Genomic DNA, 14,330 nt, shown 5'->3' with positions numbered 1-14,330 from the left:
CCCGGGCCCGCCGCCGGTCCTCGTCGCCCCGTCCCGGCCCGATCAGCGCCGATCCGCGGCACAGGCCCTACCCTTCAGGAGTTGAAGGGGACGTCCCGGCGGAGGGGTCCCCGCCCTGGGAGGGTGGATCATGTCGACGGACACACCGGGCTCGCAGTCGTCCTTGCACCGGGCGAACCTGGAGCGGGTGCTGCGCGCGGTGCGGACGGCCGGTTCGCTGACCCAGGCCGAGATCGCCCGCGGCACCGGCCTGTCCGCGGCCACCGTCTCCAACATCGTGCGGGAGTTGAAGGAGAGCGGCACCGTCGTGGTCGCCGACACCTCCTCCGGCGGCCGGCGGGCGCGCAGCGTCTCGCTCAGCGGGGACGCGGGCATCGTGGTGGGCATCGACTTCGGCCACACCCACCTGCGGGTCGCGGTCGGCAACCTCGCGCACCGGGTGCTCGCCGAGGAGAGCGCCCCGATCGACGTGGACGTCTCCGCGGCGCAGGGCTTCGACCGGGCCGAGGCGATGGTGGAACGGCTGCTCCGGCAGGCCGGGTTCCGCCCGGAGAAGGTGATCGGCGTCGGCCTCGGCGTGCCCGGCCCGATCGACGTGGAGACCGGCGCGCTGGGTTCCACCGCGATCCTGCCCGGCTGGACGGGCATCGCCCCGGGCCGGGAGCTGGCCGAACGGCTCGGCATGCCGGTGCACGTGGACAACGACGCCAACCTGGGCGCGCTCGGCGAACTGGTCTGGGGGGCCGGGCGGGGGCTGAGCGACCTCGCGTACATCAAGGTCGCCAGCGGGGTCGGCGCCGGGCTGGTGGTCAACGGCCAGATCTACCGTGGGCCGGGCGGCACCGCCGGTGAGATCGGGCACATCACCCTGGACGAGGCCGGGCCGGTCTGCCGCTGCGGCAACCGCGGCTGCCTGGAGACCTTCGTGGGCTCCCGCTACCTGCTCTCCCTGCTGACCCCGACCCTCGGCCCGGACCTCACCCTGCCCCGGGTGGTCGAGCTGGCCCATCGGGGTGACCTCGGCTGCCGCCGGGTGATCGCCGACGCCGGCCGGCAGATCGGCACCGGCGTCGCCACCCTGTGCAACCTGCTCAACCCGCGCCGGGTGATCCTCGGCGGCGACCTCGCCGAGGCCGGTGAGCTGGTGCTCTCCCCGATCCGCGACTCGGTGGCCCGCTACGCCATCCCGAGCGCCGCCCGCCAGCTCTCGGTGGTCCCCGGCACGCTGGGCGGCCGGGCCGAGGTGCTCGGCGCGCTGGCCCTGGTGATGAGCGAGATGGGGGAGTCCGGGGCGCTGGGGCGGGGCTGAGCCGCTGCGGCCCGGGTCGGTCCCGAACATCCGTTCGTCAATCCAGGGTGACGCGCGACCCCCGGGCCGACCTCCGGGAATGGCGGTAACGGGTCGGTGGCACCGGGCGCGCCGCTCGGTGTCCGGCAAGCGGACATTAGACTCGACCGGTCGGCACCGGCCGCGACCGCCGGCCCGCCGCCAGACCGGGCAGCGACGCCCGTCGGACCGCCCGCGGTCCGCGAACACTGAACGAGGAGGAACGGGTGGCCCTGCTGACCCGCATTCGGGGACCGCGTGATCTCGACCGGCTCACGCCGGGACAGCTGGCCGCACTGGCCCAGGAGATCCGGACCTTCCTGGTGACCGAGGTCGCCAAGACGGGCGGCCACCTCGGCCCCAACCTCGGCGTGGTGGAGCTCACCATCGCGCTGCACCGGGTCTTCGACTCGCCGCGCGACCGCATCCTCTTCGACACCGGCCACCAGAGCTACGTCCACAAGCTGCTCACCGGCCGCCAGGACTTCTCGATGCTGCGGATGAAGGGCGGCCTGTCCGGCTACCCGTCCCGCGCCGAGTCCGAGCACGACGTGATCGAGAACTCGCACGCCTCCACCGTGCTCTCCTACGCCGACGGCCTGGCCAAGGCCAACAAGATCCTCGGCAAGCCGGACCCCGTCGTCGCGGTCATCGGCGACGGCGCGCTCACCGGCGGCATGGCCTGGGAGGCGCTCAACAACATCGCCGACGCCAAGGACCGCCCGCTGGTCATCGTCGTCAACGACAACGAGCGCTCCTACTCGCCGACCATCGGCGGCCTGGCCAACCACCTCGCCACCCTGCGCACCACCCAGGGCTACGAGCGCTTCCTCTCCTGGGGCAAGGACGCGCTGCAGCGCACCCCGGTGGTCGGCCAGCAGCTGTTCGAGACGCTGCACGGCGCCAAGAAGGGCCTCAAGGACTTCATCGCCCCGCAGGGCATGTTCGAGGACCTCGGCCTCAAGTACATCGGCCCGATCGACGGCCACGACCTGACCGCCCTGGAGTCCGCGCTGACCAAGGCGCGCGGCTTCGGCGGCCCGGTGATCGTGCACTGCCTCACCGAGAAGGGCCGCGGCTACCACGCCGCGGAGAACAACGACGAGGACCGCTTCCACGCGGTCGGCAAGATCCACCCGGAGACCGGCCTGCCGATCAAGAACGCCGGCGGCCGGAGCTGGACCTCGGTCTTCGCCGAGGAGATGGTCGCGCTCGGCCACGAGCGGGACGACATCGTCGGCATCACCGCCGCCATGCTCCACCCGGTCGGCCTCGCGCCCTTCGCCGAGGCCTTCCCGGACCGCATCTTCGACGTCGGCATCGCCGAGCAGCACGCCGTCACCAGCGCCGCCGGCCTGGCCACCAACGGCCTGCACCCGGTCTTCGCGGTCTACGCGACCTTCCTGAACCGGGCCTTCGACCAGGTCCTGATGGACGTCGCCCTGCACAAGCTGGGTGTCACCTTCGTGCTCGACCGGGCCGGCGTCACCGGCGACGACGGCGCCTCGCACAACGGCATGTGGGACATGTCGATGCTGCAGATCGTCCCGACCCTGCGGCTGGCCGCCCCGCGCGACGCCGACCAGGTCCGCGCCCAGCTGCGCGAGGCCGTCGAGGTCAAGGACGCCCCGACCGTGGTCCGCTACTCCAAGGGCACCGTCGGCCCGGCCGTCCCGGCGGTCGGCCGGATCGGCGGCATGGACGTGCTGCGCGCCGCCGAGGAGCCGGGCGGCACGCACCGCGCGGACGTGCTGGTCGTCTCGGTCGGCGCGATGGCCGCCACCAGCCTGGAGGTCGCGGACCTGCTGGCCGCCCAGGGCATCACCGCCACCGTGGTGGACCCGCGCTGGGTCAAGCCGGTGGACGCCGCCCTGCCGGGCCTGGCGGCCGAGCACCGGGTGGTCGTCACGATCGAGGACAACGGCCGGGTGGGCGGTGTCGGCGCCGCGGTGGCGCAGGCGCTGCGCGACGCGGACGTGGATCTGCCGGTGCGCGACTTCGGGATTCCGCAGGAGTTCCTGGACCACGCGAGCCGGAACGAGATCCTGGCCGAGATCGGCCTGAACGCCCCGGACATCGCCCGAAAGGTGACGGCCCTGGTCGCCGGCCTGGACGCGGCTCGGGTCGAGGCCTGAGAACGGGCCCGGAACGCGTTCCACCGACGACCGTTCGTCGTAACTCCGTAACAGTTCGTCACGAAACAAGCTGACAATCGCACCGAAAGGCGGGACCGGCGCCGCCCGCGCCGATCCCGCCCGGTAGGTTGTCATCCGTGCCCACCCCCACCCGCTTCCGCTTCGCCGGAATGGCCGAGCGCCTGCCCGAGCGCGTCCGTACCCATGTGCAGACCGGGTACTGGACGAGGCTGGTGCCGGTGCTCGCGCTGGTCGCACTGCTCACCCACATCCCGTCCTTCGCCCGGCCCGTCTGGAGCCCCGACGAGGGGTTCCTGGCCACCCAGGCCCGGATGCTGGCCGACGGCGGAGTGCTGTACGACACCGTGGTGGACCGCAAGCCGCCGTTGCTCCCCTGGCTCTACCAGGCCTGCTTCACGATCTTCGGCTCCGCCTCGCTGTGGCCGCTGCGCACCCTGGCGGTGGGCGCCCACCTGGTCACCGCGATCCTGCTGGCGTCCATCGCCTGCGGCCGCTGGGGCAACCGGGCCGGGGCCGGTGCGGGGCTGCTCTACCTGCTGGTCTCCATCGGGCTCTCCCCGGAGGACACCCAGGCGGCGACCTTCGAGGTCTTCATGCTGCCCGCCATGGTGGCCGCGTTCCGGTACGCCGAGCGCCGCCGCTGGCTGGCCGCGGGCATCGCGGTGGCGCTCTGCTCGCTGACCAAGCAGACCGGCGGCGCGGTGCTGCTGCCCGTGCTCTGGATGCTGTTCCAGGACGCCCGCCGGCGCGGGGTGCGCTGGCCGCCCGCCCTGTTCAAGATCGGCTTCGGCTTCATCCTGCCGATAGCGCTGGTCGCGGTCATCCTGACCAAGCCCAAGGGCTTCCTGTTCTGGGTGGTCACCGGCAGCGGGGACTACGCCTCCTTCGGCGGCGCCTGGCTCCAGATGATCGGCCGCGCGCTCGGCAACTCGGCCATCCTGGTCGCGGCCGGGCTGGGCTTCCTGCTCCCGGTCGGGCGCCGGCTCTGGCTCAAGCACCGCCACCGGCCGCTGCCCGTCGCCGGGGAGGAGCACGGCTCCACCGGCGACCTGTGGGTCTGGCTGGCCTCCTCGGTCGTCGCGGTCAGCGTGGGCTTCCACTTCTTCGGCCACTACTACCTACAGCTGATCCCCCCGCTGGTGCTGCTGGGCACCGGGGCGGTGGCCACCTCGGCGGTCCGCTGGAAGCCCGTCCTGGTGTACACCACGGTCGCCTCGACGGTCTTCTGGGCGCTGGCCCTGGCCTGGCCGGGGGAGCGGCTCGACCGCACCACCGAGGTCGCCACCGCGGTCGCCGCCCAGACCACCCCCAAGGACACCGTCCTGGTCTGGGGCATGCACCCCGAGCTGTACTGGCTGGCCGACCGCAAGCCCGCCACCCGCTACCTGACCGCCGGCTTCCTGACCAACTACAGCGGCGGCAAGGACGGCAACGCCAACGTGGGCGAGCAGTTCAGCGTCAGCAACGCCTGGCAGACCTTCGACAAGGAGCTCGCCGACAACCTGCCCGAGGTCGTGGTGGACGACTCCGGCATTGCCCCGTACCAGCCGGTGCTGGTCCCGCGGATCGAGAACCTGCTGGACACCCACTACGAGATGGTCGGCGTCTTCGCCGACACCGTGGTCTACCGCCTCAAGAAGAGCTGACCGCCCCCGCACATGCCGGAGCCCCGGTGACCTGGACGGTCACCGGGGCTCCGGCATGTGCGGGGGCGCTACGCGTTACGCGGGCACCGAAGCCACGCCGGGGGCGAGGAAGCGCTTGCCGTTCACCCGCTCCGAGACGCCCTCACGGTCCAGGTACGGGGTGATCCCGCCCAGGTGGAAGGGCCAGCCGGCGCCGGTGATCATGCAGAGGTCGATGTCCTGCGCCTCGGCGACGACACCCTCCTCCAGCATCAGGCCGATCTCCTGGGCCACGGCCTCCAGGGCGCGGTCCAGGACCTGCTCCTCGGTCAGCACGGTGTCGCCGAAGGTCAGCAGCTCCAGCACCTCGGGGTCGAGGACCTGCTTGCCGTCCACCCAGGTGTAGAAGCCGCGCTTGCCGGCCTTGACCACCTTGCCGAGGTTCTCGGAGACGGCGAACCGCTCCGGGAACGCGCCGTGCAGGGTCTCCGAGACGTGCAGCGCGATGGCCGGGCCGACCAGCTCCAGCAGCACGATCGGGGACATCGGCAGGCCGAGCGGCTCGACGCCCTTCTCGACGGTGGCGATCGGGGTGCCCTCGTCGATGATGGTCTGGATCTCGCCCATGAAGCGGGTCAGGATCCGGTTCACCACGAACGCCGGGGCGTCCTTGACCAGCACCGAGGTCTTCTTCAGCTTCTTCGAGACGCCGAAGGCGGTGGCCAGCGAGGCGTCGTCGGTCTGCTCGCCGCGGACGATCTCCAGCAGCGGCAGGATCGCGACCGGGTTGAAGAAGTGGAAGCCGACGACCCGCTCGGGGTGCTTCAGCTTCGAGGCCATCTCGGTGACCGACAGCGAGGAGGTGTTGGTCGCCAGCACGCAGGTCGGCGAGACCACGTTCTCCAGGTCCGCGAAGACGGTCTGCTTGACGCCCATCTCCTCGAACACGGCCTCGATCACGAAGTCCGCGTCGCCGAAGGCGGCGGCCTTGTCGAGCGAGCCGCTGACCAGGCCCTTGAGACGGTTGGCCTTGTCCTGGCCGATCCGGCCCTTGCCGAGCAGCTTGTCGATCTCGGCGTGGACGTAGCCGACGCCCTTGTCGACGCGCTCCTGGTCGATGTCGGTGAGGACCACCGGCACCTCCAGACGGCGGGCGAACAGCAGCGCCAGCTGCGAGGCCATCAGACCGGCGCCGACGACGCCGACCTTGCTGACCGGGCGGGCCAGCGACTTGTCCGGCGCGCCGACCGGGCGCTTCGCCCGGCGCTGCACCAGGTTGAAGGCGTAGATGCCGCTGCGCAGCTCGCCGCTCATGATGAGGTCGGCCAGGGCCGCGTCCTCGGCGTCGAAGCCGGCCTGGAGGTCGGAGTCCTTGACCTGCTGGATGATGTCCAGCGCCTTGTAGGCGGCCGGCGCGGCGCCGTGCACCTTGGCGTCGGCGACCAGGCGGCCCCAGGCGACGGCGTCGTCCCAGGCCTTGCCGCGGTCGATCTCCTCGCGCTCGACGACGACGTCGCCCTTGAGGACCTTGGCGGCCCACAGCAGCGACTGCTCCAGGAAGTCGGCCGGCTCGAAGATCGCGTCGGCGATCCCCAGCTCGAACACGTCCTTGCCCTTGAGCTGCTTGTTCTGGTTCATCGAGTTCTCGATGATGACCTTGATCGCCTTCGAGGGGCCGATCAGGTTCGGCAGCAGGGTGCAGCCGCCCCAGCCGGGGACGAGGCCCAGGAAGACCTCCGGCAGCGAGAACGCCGGGACGCCCGCGCTGACCGTGCGGTAGGTGGCGTGCAGGCCGACCTCGACGCCGCCGCCCATCGCCGCGCCGTTGTAGAAGGCGAAGGAGGGGACGGGCAGCGCGGCGATCCGCTTGAAGACCTCGTGGCCGCCCTTGCCGATGGCCAGCGCGTCCGCGTGCTCCTTGAGCAGCTCGACGCCCTTGAGGTCGGCGCCGACCGCGAAGATGAACGGCTTGCCGGTGACGGCGACGGCGACGACCTTGCCCTCGGCGGCCTCGGCCTCGACCTGGTCCAGCGCGGTGGACAGCTTCAGCAGCGAGCCCGGGCCGAAGGTGGTCGGCTTGGTGTGGTCGAAGCCGTTGTCCAGGGTGATCAGGGCCAGCTTGCCGGCCTGCAGCGGCAGGTCCAGGTGGCGCACGTGCGCGGTCGTGACGACCTCGCCGGGGAACAGCTCGGCGCCGTGCTGCAGCAGCTCAGTGGTGCTCGTCATGTTCACTTACCACCCTCGAGCTCGGACGACTTTTCCGCTCCGCTCCAGTGCGGGTTCTCCCAGATGACGGTCCCGCCCATGCCGAAGCCGATGCACATCGTGGTGAGGCCGTAGCGGACGTCCGGGCGCTGCTCGAAGCGGCGGGCCAGCTGGTTCATCAGGCGCACGCCGGAGGAGGCCAGCGGGTGGCCGAAGGCGATCGCGCCGCCGTACGGGTTGACCCGCTCGTCGTCGTCCGCGATGCCGTAGTGGTCGAGGAAGGACAGCACCTGGACGGCGAAGGCCTCGTTGACCTCGAAGGCCTGGATGTCGTCGATGGTCAGACCGGCCTTGGCCAGCGCCTTCTCGGTGGCCGGCACTGGGCCGATGCCCATGACCTCGGGCTCCACGCCCGCGAAGGCGTAGGAGACCAGGCGCATCTTGATCGGGAGGCCGAGCTCCTCGGCGACGTCCTCGGCGGCCAGCAGCGAGGCGGTGGCGCCGTCGTTGAGGCCGGCCGAGTTGCCCGCGGTGATGTTGCCGTGCGGGCGGAAGGGGGTCTTCAGACCGGCCAGGCTCTCCATCGTGGTGCCCGGGCGCATCGGCTCGTCCACGGTGGCCAGGCCCCAGCCGGTCTCGCCGACCTCGGGGTTGGTGTTGCGGATCGAGATCGGTACCAGGTCGGGCTGGATGTCGCCGTTGGCGTACGCCTTGGCGGCCTTCTCCTGCGAGCGCACGGCGTAGGCGTCGCAGCGCTCCTTGGTCAGGTGCGGGAACCGGTCGTGCAGGTTCTCCGCCGTCATGCCCATGAACAGGGCGGACTCGTCGACCAGCTTCTCGGAGACGAAGCGCGGGTTCGGGTCGACGCCCTCGCCCATCGGGTGGCGGCCCATGTGCTCGACGCCGCCGGCCACGACCACGTCGTACGCGCCGAAGGCGATGCCGCCGGCGGTGGCGGTCACGGCCGTGAGCGCACCGGCGCACATGCGGTCGATCGAGTAGCCGGGGACGGACTTGGGCAGGCCGGACAGCAGGGCGGCGGTGCGCCCGATGGTCAGACCCTGGTCGCCGATCTGCGTGGTGGCCGCGATGGCGACCTCGTCGATGCGCTCGACGGGCAGGTTCGGGTTACGGCGCACGAGCTCCCGGATGCACTTGACGACCAGGTCGTCGGCGCGCGTCTCGTGGTAGATGCCCTTCGGGCCGGCCTTGCCGAACGGGGTGCGGACGCCATCGACGAAGACGACGTCCCTCACGGTACGAGGCACGGGGGCTCTCCTCCCAGGGACCAACATTTGAGGTGGGCAGGCTGCCGCCGGTGAAGACCCGAGCGGCGCCGCTTCACCGTCATGCTACCGGTCGGTAACCAACCTGCCCAGGCCTCACGGAGGGTTCACCCCGTGTGTCCCGCGACACGTCCGACCGGCGGAGTTCGAAAGACGGACCCCGAATACGCCGAAGGGGGCGCCGTCACGAGGACGGCACCCCCTCCGGACGCGCTCCAGGTCAGTCCTGGGCGGCCGCGGCCTCGGCGAACGCGGCGGCCACCACCGGCGCCACCAGGTCGACCTGCCACTGCCGGGCGCCGAGCCGGCGCAGCGCGGCGGCCACGCCCTCGGCGGCCGGATCGGCCGGCGGCTCCCAGGAGACCCGGCGCACCAGGTCCGGGGTGATCAGGTTCTCGGCCGGCAGGTTGTGCCGCTCGGCGAGGTCCGCGACCGCGGCGCGCGCCCCGGACAGCCGGGCGGCGGCCACCGGGTCCTTCTCGGCCCAGGCCCGCGGCGGCGGCGGCCCGTCGTGCGGCGCGGAGGCCGGCGGCAGCTGGTTCTCCGGGACCTCCCGGCCCCGCTGGACGGCCGCCAGCCACTGCTCCAGCTGGCGCCGGTGCACCCGCGGCCCGAAGCCCTGGACGCCCTGCAGCGCGGCGATGTTCAGCGGCATGGCCAGTGCGGCGTTGACGATCGCGGCGTCCGAGAGCACCCGGCCCGGCGAGACGTCGCGCTCCTGCGCCAGCCGGTCCCGGGCCAGCCACAGCTCGCGCACCACGGCCAGCTGGCGGCGCCGGCGGACCTTGTGTAGCTGCGAGGTGCGGCGCCACGGGTCGGTGCGCGGAGCCGGGCGCGGTGCGGCGGCGATCGCCGCGAACTCCTCCAGGGCCCAGCCGAGCTTGCCCTGGGCGTCCAGCTCCTGTTCGAGTGCGTCGCGCAGCTCGACCAGCACCTCGACGTCCAGAGCGGCGTAGCGCAGCCACGGCTCGGGCAGCGGGCGGGTGGACCAGTCGACCGCGGAGTGCTCCTTGGCCAGGCTCAGCCCGAGCACGCTCTCGGTCATCGGCCCGAGGCCGACCCGGGCGAAGCCGGCGATCCGCCCGGCCAGCTCGGTGTCGAACAGCTGCCGGGGTCTCATGCCGACCTCGGCCAGGCAGGGCAGGTCCTGGGTGGCCGCGTGCACCACCCATTCGGTGTCGGCGAGGGCGTCGCCCAGGCCGCTGAGGTCGGGGCAGGCGATCGGGTCGATCAGCGCACTGCCGGCGCCCGCACGGCGCAGCTGAATGAGGTACGCGCGCTGCCCGTAGCGGTAGCCGGAGGCCCGCTCGGCGTCGACGGCGACCGGTCCGGTGCCCCCGGCGAAGGCGGCGACGGTGGCGGCCAGCGCCTGCTCGTCCGCCACGACGGGCGGGATCCCCTCCTTCGGTTCGAGGAGCGGGACCGGGGCTGCTTCTTCTGGGATGGCTGCTACGGCGTCGGTCACCCACCAAGGGTACGACGGTCCTCGCGGCCGGGAGTGTTGTCGGACTGGTCAGACCGGGTCCGTGACTATGCCACGGGGCCCGGGCGGTGGCCGAGGGGCACGGCTACGGCGGCCGAGGAGGAAACGTTCCTCCTCGACCGCCGTGGCGGGTCCGTCCGAGGACTCAGTGGATGATGCCGGTGCGCAGCGCGACCGCGACCATCCCGGCGCGGTCGCCGGTGCCCAGCTTGCGGGCGATCCGGGCGAGGTGGCTCTTGACGGTGAGCGCGGACAGGCCCATCGCCACCCCGATCGCCTTGTTCGACTGTCCTTCGGCGACCAGCCGCAGCACCTCGACCTCACGGCCCGACAGCTCGCGGTAGGCGGACTGCTGCGTGCCCGGCGCACCGGGCGCACCGGGGGCTCCGTGGGTTCCGTGGGCGCCCGGCGCACCCACGGCGCCCGGCATGCCCGGCATGCCGGGGCGGCGCATCCGCCCGGCCAGCCCGGCGGCGCCGAGCGGCAGACCCGGGCGGCCGGGCATCGCCACGTTGGTGCGGGTGCCCGTGACGACGTATCCCTTGACGCCGCCGGCCAGCGCGCTGCGGACGGCGCCGATGTCGTCGGCGGCGGACAGGGCCAGGCCGTTGGGCCAGCCCGCGGCGCGGGTCTCGGCCAGGATGGTCAGGCCGGAGCCGTCCGGCAGGTGTACGTCGGCGACGCAGATGTCGCGCGGAGTGGAGACCCGGGGGCGGGCCTCGGCGATCGAGGACACCTCGATCACGTCCCGGACGCCGAGCGCCCACAGGTGGCGGGTGACGGTGTTTCGGACACGGGGATCGGCGATGACCACCATGGCGGTGGGCTTGGTCGGCCGGTAGGCGACCACGTTTGCGGGGTGCTCAAGAAGGACCGACACCAGGCCTCCTGCGGGGAGTGGCGGACGGAACCCCGAGGGGGCGGTCGGAGTGTTCCGCGTTCGGAAAGGGTCACAGTCTGCTTCGGCAGCTACCGTGCCCGGCTTTAGCGAAAGATCACGATCTAGTGAGTAACAATACGGACAAATCGCGCATATGAGTGATACGACCCGTCCTGAATTCGCACAAAATCGATCAGATCTGGTGCTGATCGGTCGGTTTCAACCGGTTAATTGACCCAGAGCGGGTTCGAAGTCACACTCCGTCAGCCCTGGGGGTGGCATCGGGGCGGTCGGGGCCGCCCGGCCCGGTGCGCCACTCCTCAGTGCGAACGAGGACGCCGCCGCGCGGGCATCGGGACCACCCCACCGAGTGACGGCACATCGGCCGGCGCCTGCGGGGCCGGCGCGGCCGGCGGCAGGCCGGCGCTGATGCACAGCAGGTCCCCCCAGGCCGCCAGGTGCCGCTCGAACCGGCCGTCGGCCGGCGTCCAGGAGGCCCGGATCTCGATCTCGGTCGAGGACGGGCGGTCCGCCAGCCCGCCGAAGTACTGCGAGGCGCAGTGGCTCACCGTGCCGGACGGCTCCGCGTACCCGGCCCCGTGCGCCTGCAGCGAGTCCAGCAGCCAGGCCCAGCCGACCTCCGAGAGCATCGGGTCGCCGGCCATCTCCGGCTCCAGCTCCGCCCGGGTCATCGTCACCACCCGGAACTCCCCGTTCCAGGCCTCCTGCCCGGCCGGGTCGTACAGCAGCACCAGCCGGCCGTCCGCCAGTTCCTCGCCGTCCACCTCCACCGAGGCGGTCACCGCGAACGCGTACGGGGCCAGCCGGCGCGGGGCCGGCGCGGGGGAGAGCTGGATCTCGGGCCGCAGACGTGCTCCGTCGAGGGCCTCCACGGCGGCCCGGAACTCGCTCGGAGCCCCCTCCCGACCTGTTCCGCCACCTGCTCCGCCACCCTGCGCGGGGTGCCCGCCGACCGCTGCCATGACCCGAAGACTAGGTCGAAAACCGCGGTTAAGGCCGCAACTTCCGTCCGAGCGGCGTGCCGGAACGGCAAACCCGGCCAGATCTTGGAGGAACCGACGAGACCGGCCGGGAGGAGCGCCCCGAGGCGCATGCGAAGATTTGGACCGTGAGCGAGACTACGGCAGACACCACGGCGGCCACCCCCGACGGCAGGCCCACCCCCGCGCGCCGCGGCGCCGCGCACGACTCCGCGTTCCTGCGCGCCTGCCGGCACGAGCCCGTGCCGCACACCCCGGTGTGGTTCATGCGCCAGGCCGGCCGCTCGCTGCCCGAGTACCTGAAGGTCCGCGAGGGCATCCCCATGCTGGAGTCCTGCATGCGGCCCGAGCTGGTCAAGGAGATCACCCTCCAGCCGGTCCGCCGGCACAAGGTGGACGCGGCGATCTTCTTCAGCGACATCGTGGTGCCGCTCAAGGCCGTCGGCATCGACGTCGAGATCAAGCCCAACGTCGGCCCGGTCATCGCCGACCCGATCCGCACCGCCGAGGACCTCAAGCGGCTGCGCCCGCTGGAGCCCGACGACGTCCCCTACATCACCGAGGCCGTCGGCCTGCTGGTGGACGAACTCGGCGAGACCCCGCTGATCGGCTTCGCCGGCGCCCCCTACACGCTGGCCAGCTACCTGGTCGAGGGCGGCCCGTCCAAGAACCACGAGCACACCAAGGCCATGATGTACGGCCAGCCCGAGCTGTGGGCCGCCCTGGTCGACCGGCTCGCCGACATCACCTCCACCTTCCTGAAGGTGCAGATCGAGGCCGGCGCCTCGGCCGTCCAGCTCTTCGACTCCTGGGTCGGCTCGCTGGCCCCCGACGACTACCGCCGCTCGGTCATGCCGTCCAGCACCAAGGTCTTCGACGCCGTCGCCTCCTACGGCGTGCCGCGGATCCACTTCGGCGTCGGCACCGGCGAACTCCTCGGCCTGATGGGCCAGGCCGGCGCGGACATCGTCGGCGTCGACTGGCGGGTGCCGCTGAACGTCGCGGCCGAGCGCGTCGGCCCCGGCAAGGGCCTCCAGGGCAACCTCGACCCGGCCGTGCTGTTCGCCCCCACCAAGGTCGTCGAGACCAAGGCCCGCGAGGTGCTGCACGCCGCCCAGGCCCTCGGCACCAGCGGCCACATCTTCAACCTCGGCCACGGCGTCCTGCCGTCCATGGACCCGGACGCCCTCTCCCGCCTCGTCGCCTTCGTCCACGAGGCCAGCGCCCGCTGACCCCGGCGGCGTGCCCCCTCCCGACCGGGCGGGGGCACGCCGTGTTTCAGTCCTCGCTCAGTCGTCGCTCAGTCCTCCGCGGGCCCTTCCCGCGGGCCGGACTCCGGGGGCAGCGCGGTCGCCGGGCGGCGCCGGCGCCGCAGCCGGTACACCAGCGCCGCCGGGACGCCCAGCACCAGCAGGAACGGCGCCACCGCCGCGAGCCCCACCGCCAGGGCGCGCACGATCGCCACCAGCACGTGCCAGCCGCCGCCCAGCGCGGAGCCGACCGACGCCCCGAAGCCCTCGCCGCCGCCCTTCGGCGGTGCCGGGGTGGGCGTCGGCGAGGCGGCCGCACGGCGCACGTCCAGCGTGACGGTCGAGAACGAGGTCTTGCCGGCCAGCTCCTTCTGCTGCTTCTGGAGCGACTCCAGGTCGGCCTCCCGGCGGCTCAACTCGGCCTCCAGCGTGGTCACCTCGCTCAGCGACTTCGCCTGCCCCATCAGCGCCCGCACCCGCTCCACGCTCGCCTGCTGGGTCTGCACCCGGCTCGCCACATCCGCGACCTGCTGGGTCAGATCGTCCGCCTGGCTCCTGCGGGACACCACCTGGCCCAGCGCGGCCAGCTGGTCCAGCGTCTGCTGGTAGGCGGCGGAGGGGATCCTCAGCGTCAGCTGGCCGCCCGCCTCGCCCCCCGCCGTGCTCCCCGGCCCGCCCTCCACCGCGCCGGAGACCGACTCGGCGCCGACGTAGCCACCCGCGGCCGCCGTCAACTCCCGGGCCTTCGCCAGCACCTGGGCGACGTCCCCGGTCCGCAGCGTCAACTGCGCGGTGTACGCGATCAGCCGGTTGTCCGCGACCGGCTGGGCACTCGCCCCCGCCGCCGGAGCCGTCCCGGCGACGCTCGGCGCGGCCGCCGGTGCCGCCGGTGCCGCCGGTGCCGCCGGGGCGACGGCGTCCGCCTTCGCCGCCTCCCCCGCCCGGCCCGCACCGCCGGCGCTGCACGCCCCGACCAGCAGCACGCCCGCGGTCGCTACCGCCAGCGCCCCCGCCCCTGCCCGTCTCCCCATTCCGAAGCCCTCCCCAAGTCCGCTGTGAGATCTCCCCATTGGACGAAGGAACGCCCCGAGCGGACCCCGCCGGAAGGTCGCGACTC

At 72.7% G+C, this 14,330-nt stretch carries 10 protein-coding genes; 4 read left to right on the top strand and 6 right to left on the bottom strand.

Features of this window, described 5'->3' with window-relative positions; genetic code table 11:
- Nucleotides 1-130 precede the first annotated feature (130 nt).
- The 3 genes from AB0O19_RS08660 to AB0O19_RS08650 all read left to right on the top strand — a co-directional run bounded on the left by AB0O19_RS08660 (nucleotide 131) and on the right by AB0O19_RS08650 (nucleotide 5,129).
- Entirely contained in the window at nucleotides 131-1,309 is a 1,179-nt protein-coding gene (locus tag AB0O19_RS08660) for an ROK family transcriptional regulator (protein ID WP_363618753.1), read from the top strand.
- Nucleotides 1,310-1,554: 245 nt separating this feature from the next.
- Nucleotides 1,555-3,462 carry a 1-deoxy-D-xylulose-5-phosphate synthase gene (gene dxs / locus AB0O19_RS08655; RefSeq protein WP_363618752.1) on the top strand — a complete coding sequence of 636 codons (1,908 nt, stop codon included), beginning with the start codon at nucleotides 1,555-1,557 and terminating at the stop codon, nucleotides 3,460-3,462.
- 137 nt (nucleotides 3,463-3,599) lie between these two features.
- Nucleotides 3,600-5,129 (top strand): glycosyltransferase family 39 protein, encoded by a 1,530-nt coding sequence (locus tag AB0O19_RS08650; RefSeq protein WP_363618751.1) that lies wholly within the window; start codon nucleotides 3,600-3,602, stop codon nucleotides 5,127-5,129.
- A 75-nt stretch (nucleotides 5,130-5,204) separates the two neighbouring features.
- Here AB0O19_RS08650 and AB0O19_RS08645 read toward each other — a convergent pair whose 3' ends face one another.
- The 5 genes from AB0O19_RS08645 to AB0O19_RS08625 form a co-directional block, all read right to left on the bottom strand.
- Nucleotides 5,205-7,334: a 3-hydroxyacyl-CoA dehydrogenase NAD-binding domain-containing protein gene (locus AB0O19_RS08645; protein WP_363618750.1), complete on the bottom strand. Its 2,130-nt coding sequence runs from the start codon at nucleotides 7,332-7,334 to the stop codon at nucleotides 5,205-5,207.
- A 2-nt stretch (nucleotides 7,335-7,336) separates the two neighbouring features.
- The gene (locus AB0O19_RS08640; protein WP_363618749.1) at nucleotides 7,337-8,581 is read right to left on the bottom strand and encodes an acetyl-CoA C-acyltransferase; all 1,245 of its coding nucleotides are present in this window, start codon (nucleotides 8,579-8,581) and stop codon (nucleotides 7,337-7,339) included.
- Between the two features lie 238 nt (nucleotides 8,582-8,819).
- Nucleotides 8,820-10,064 (bottom strand): ribonuclease D, encoded by a 1,245-nt coding sequence (locus AB0O19_RS08635; protein ID WP_363618748.1) that lies wholly within the window; start codon nucleotides 10,062-10,064, stop codon nucleotides 8,820-8,822.
- A gap of 163 nt (nucleotides 10,065-10,227) precedes the next feature.
- Nucleotides 10,228-10,962, bottom strand: coding sequence for a response regulator transcription factor (locus tag AB0O19_RS08630; RefSeq protein WP_063349472.1), 735 nt, complete (start codon nucleotides 10,960-10,962; stop codon nucleotides 10,228-10,230).
- A gap of 320 nt (nucleotides 10,963-11,282) precedes the next feature.
- Entirely contained in the window at nucleotides 11,283-11,945 is a 663-nt protein-coding gene (locus tag AB0O19_RS08625) for a DUF3000 domain-containing protein (protein WP_363368843.1), read from the bottom strand.
- A gap of 236 nt (nucleotides 11,946-12,181) precedes the next feature.
- On the opposite strand from AB0O19_RS08625, the gene hemE reads away from it, so the two are divergent.
- Nucleotides 12,182-13,195, top strand: coding sequence for a uroporphyrinogen decarboxylase (gene hemE / locus AB0O19_RS08620; protein ID WP_244293679.1), 1,014 nt, complete (start codon nucleotides 12,182-12,184; stop codon nucleotides 13,193-13,195).
- A 68-nt stretch (nucleotides 13,196-13,263) separates the two neighbouring features.
- On the opposite strand, the gene AB0O19_RS08615 is transcribed toward hemE, so the two are convergent.
- Nucleotides 13,264-14,244, bottom strand: coding sequence for a DUF4349 domain-containing protein (locus AB0O19_RS08615; protein ID WP_363618747.1), 981 nt, complete (start codon nucleotides 14,242-14,244; stop codon nucleotides 13,264-13,266).
- Nucleotides 14,245-14,330: the final 86 nt, after the last annotated feature.

It is taken from the genome of Kitasatospora sp. NPDC091276, assembly GCF_040684355.1.
Classification (GTDB): domain Bacteria; phylum Actinomycetota; class Actinomycetes; order Streptomycetales; family Streptomycetaceae; genus Kitasatospora.
Note: the sequence above shows the minus strand (reverse complement) of the source record. Positions and strands in the feature narration are given on the sequence as shown.

Bases quoted from the DNA above. Each gene is read 5' to 3' on its own strand.
- AB0O19_RS08645 (WP_363618750.1), bottom strand. From the start codon at position 7,334: ATGACGAGCACCACTGAGCTGCTGCAGCACGGCGCCGAGCTGTTCCCC.
- AB0O19_RS08660 (WP_363618753.1), top strand. From the start codon at position 131: ATGTCGACGGACACACCGGGCTCGCAGTCGTCCTTGCACCGGGCGAAC.
- AB0O19_RS08625 (WP_363368843.1), bottom strand. From the start codon at position 11,945: ATGGCAGCGGTCGGCGGGCACCCCGCGCAGGGTGGCGGAGCAGGTGGC.
- AB0O19_RS08615 (WP_363618747.1), bottom strand. From the start codon at position 14,244: ATGGGGAGACGGGCAGGGGCGGGGGCGCTGGCGGTAGCGACCGCGGGC.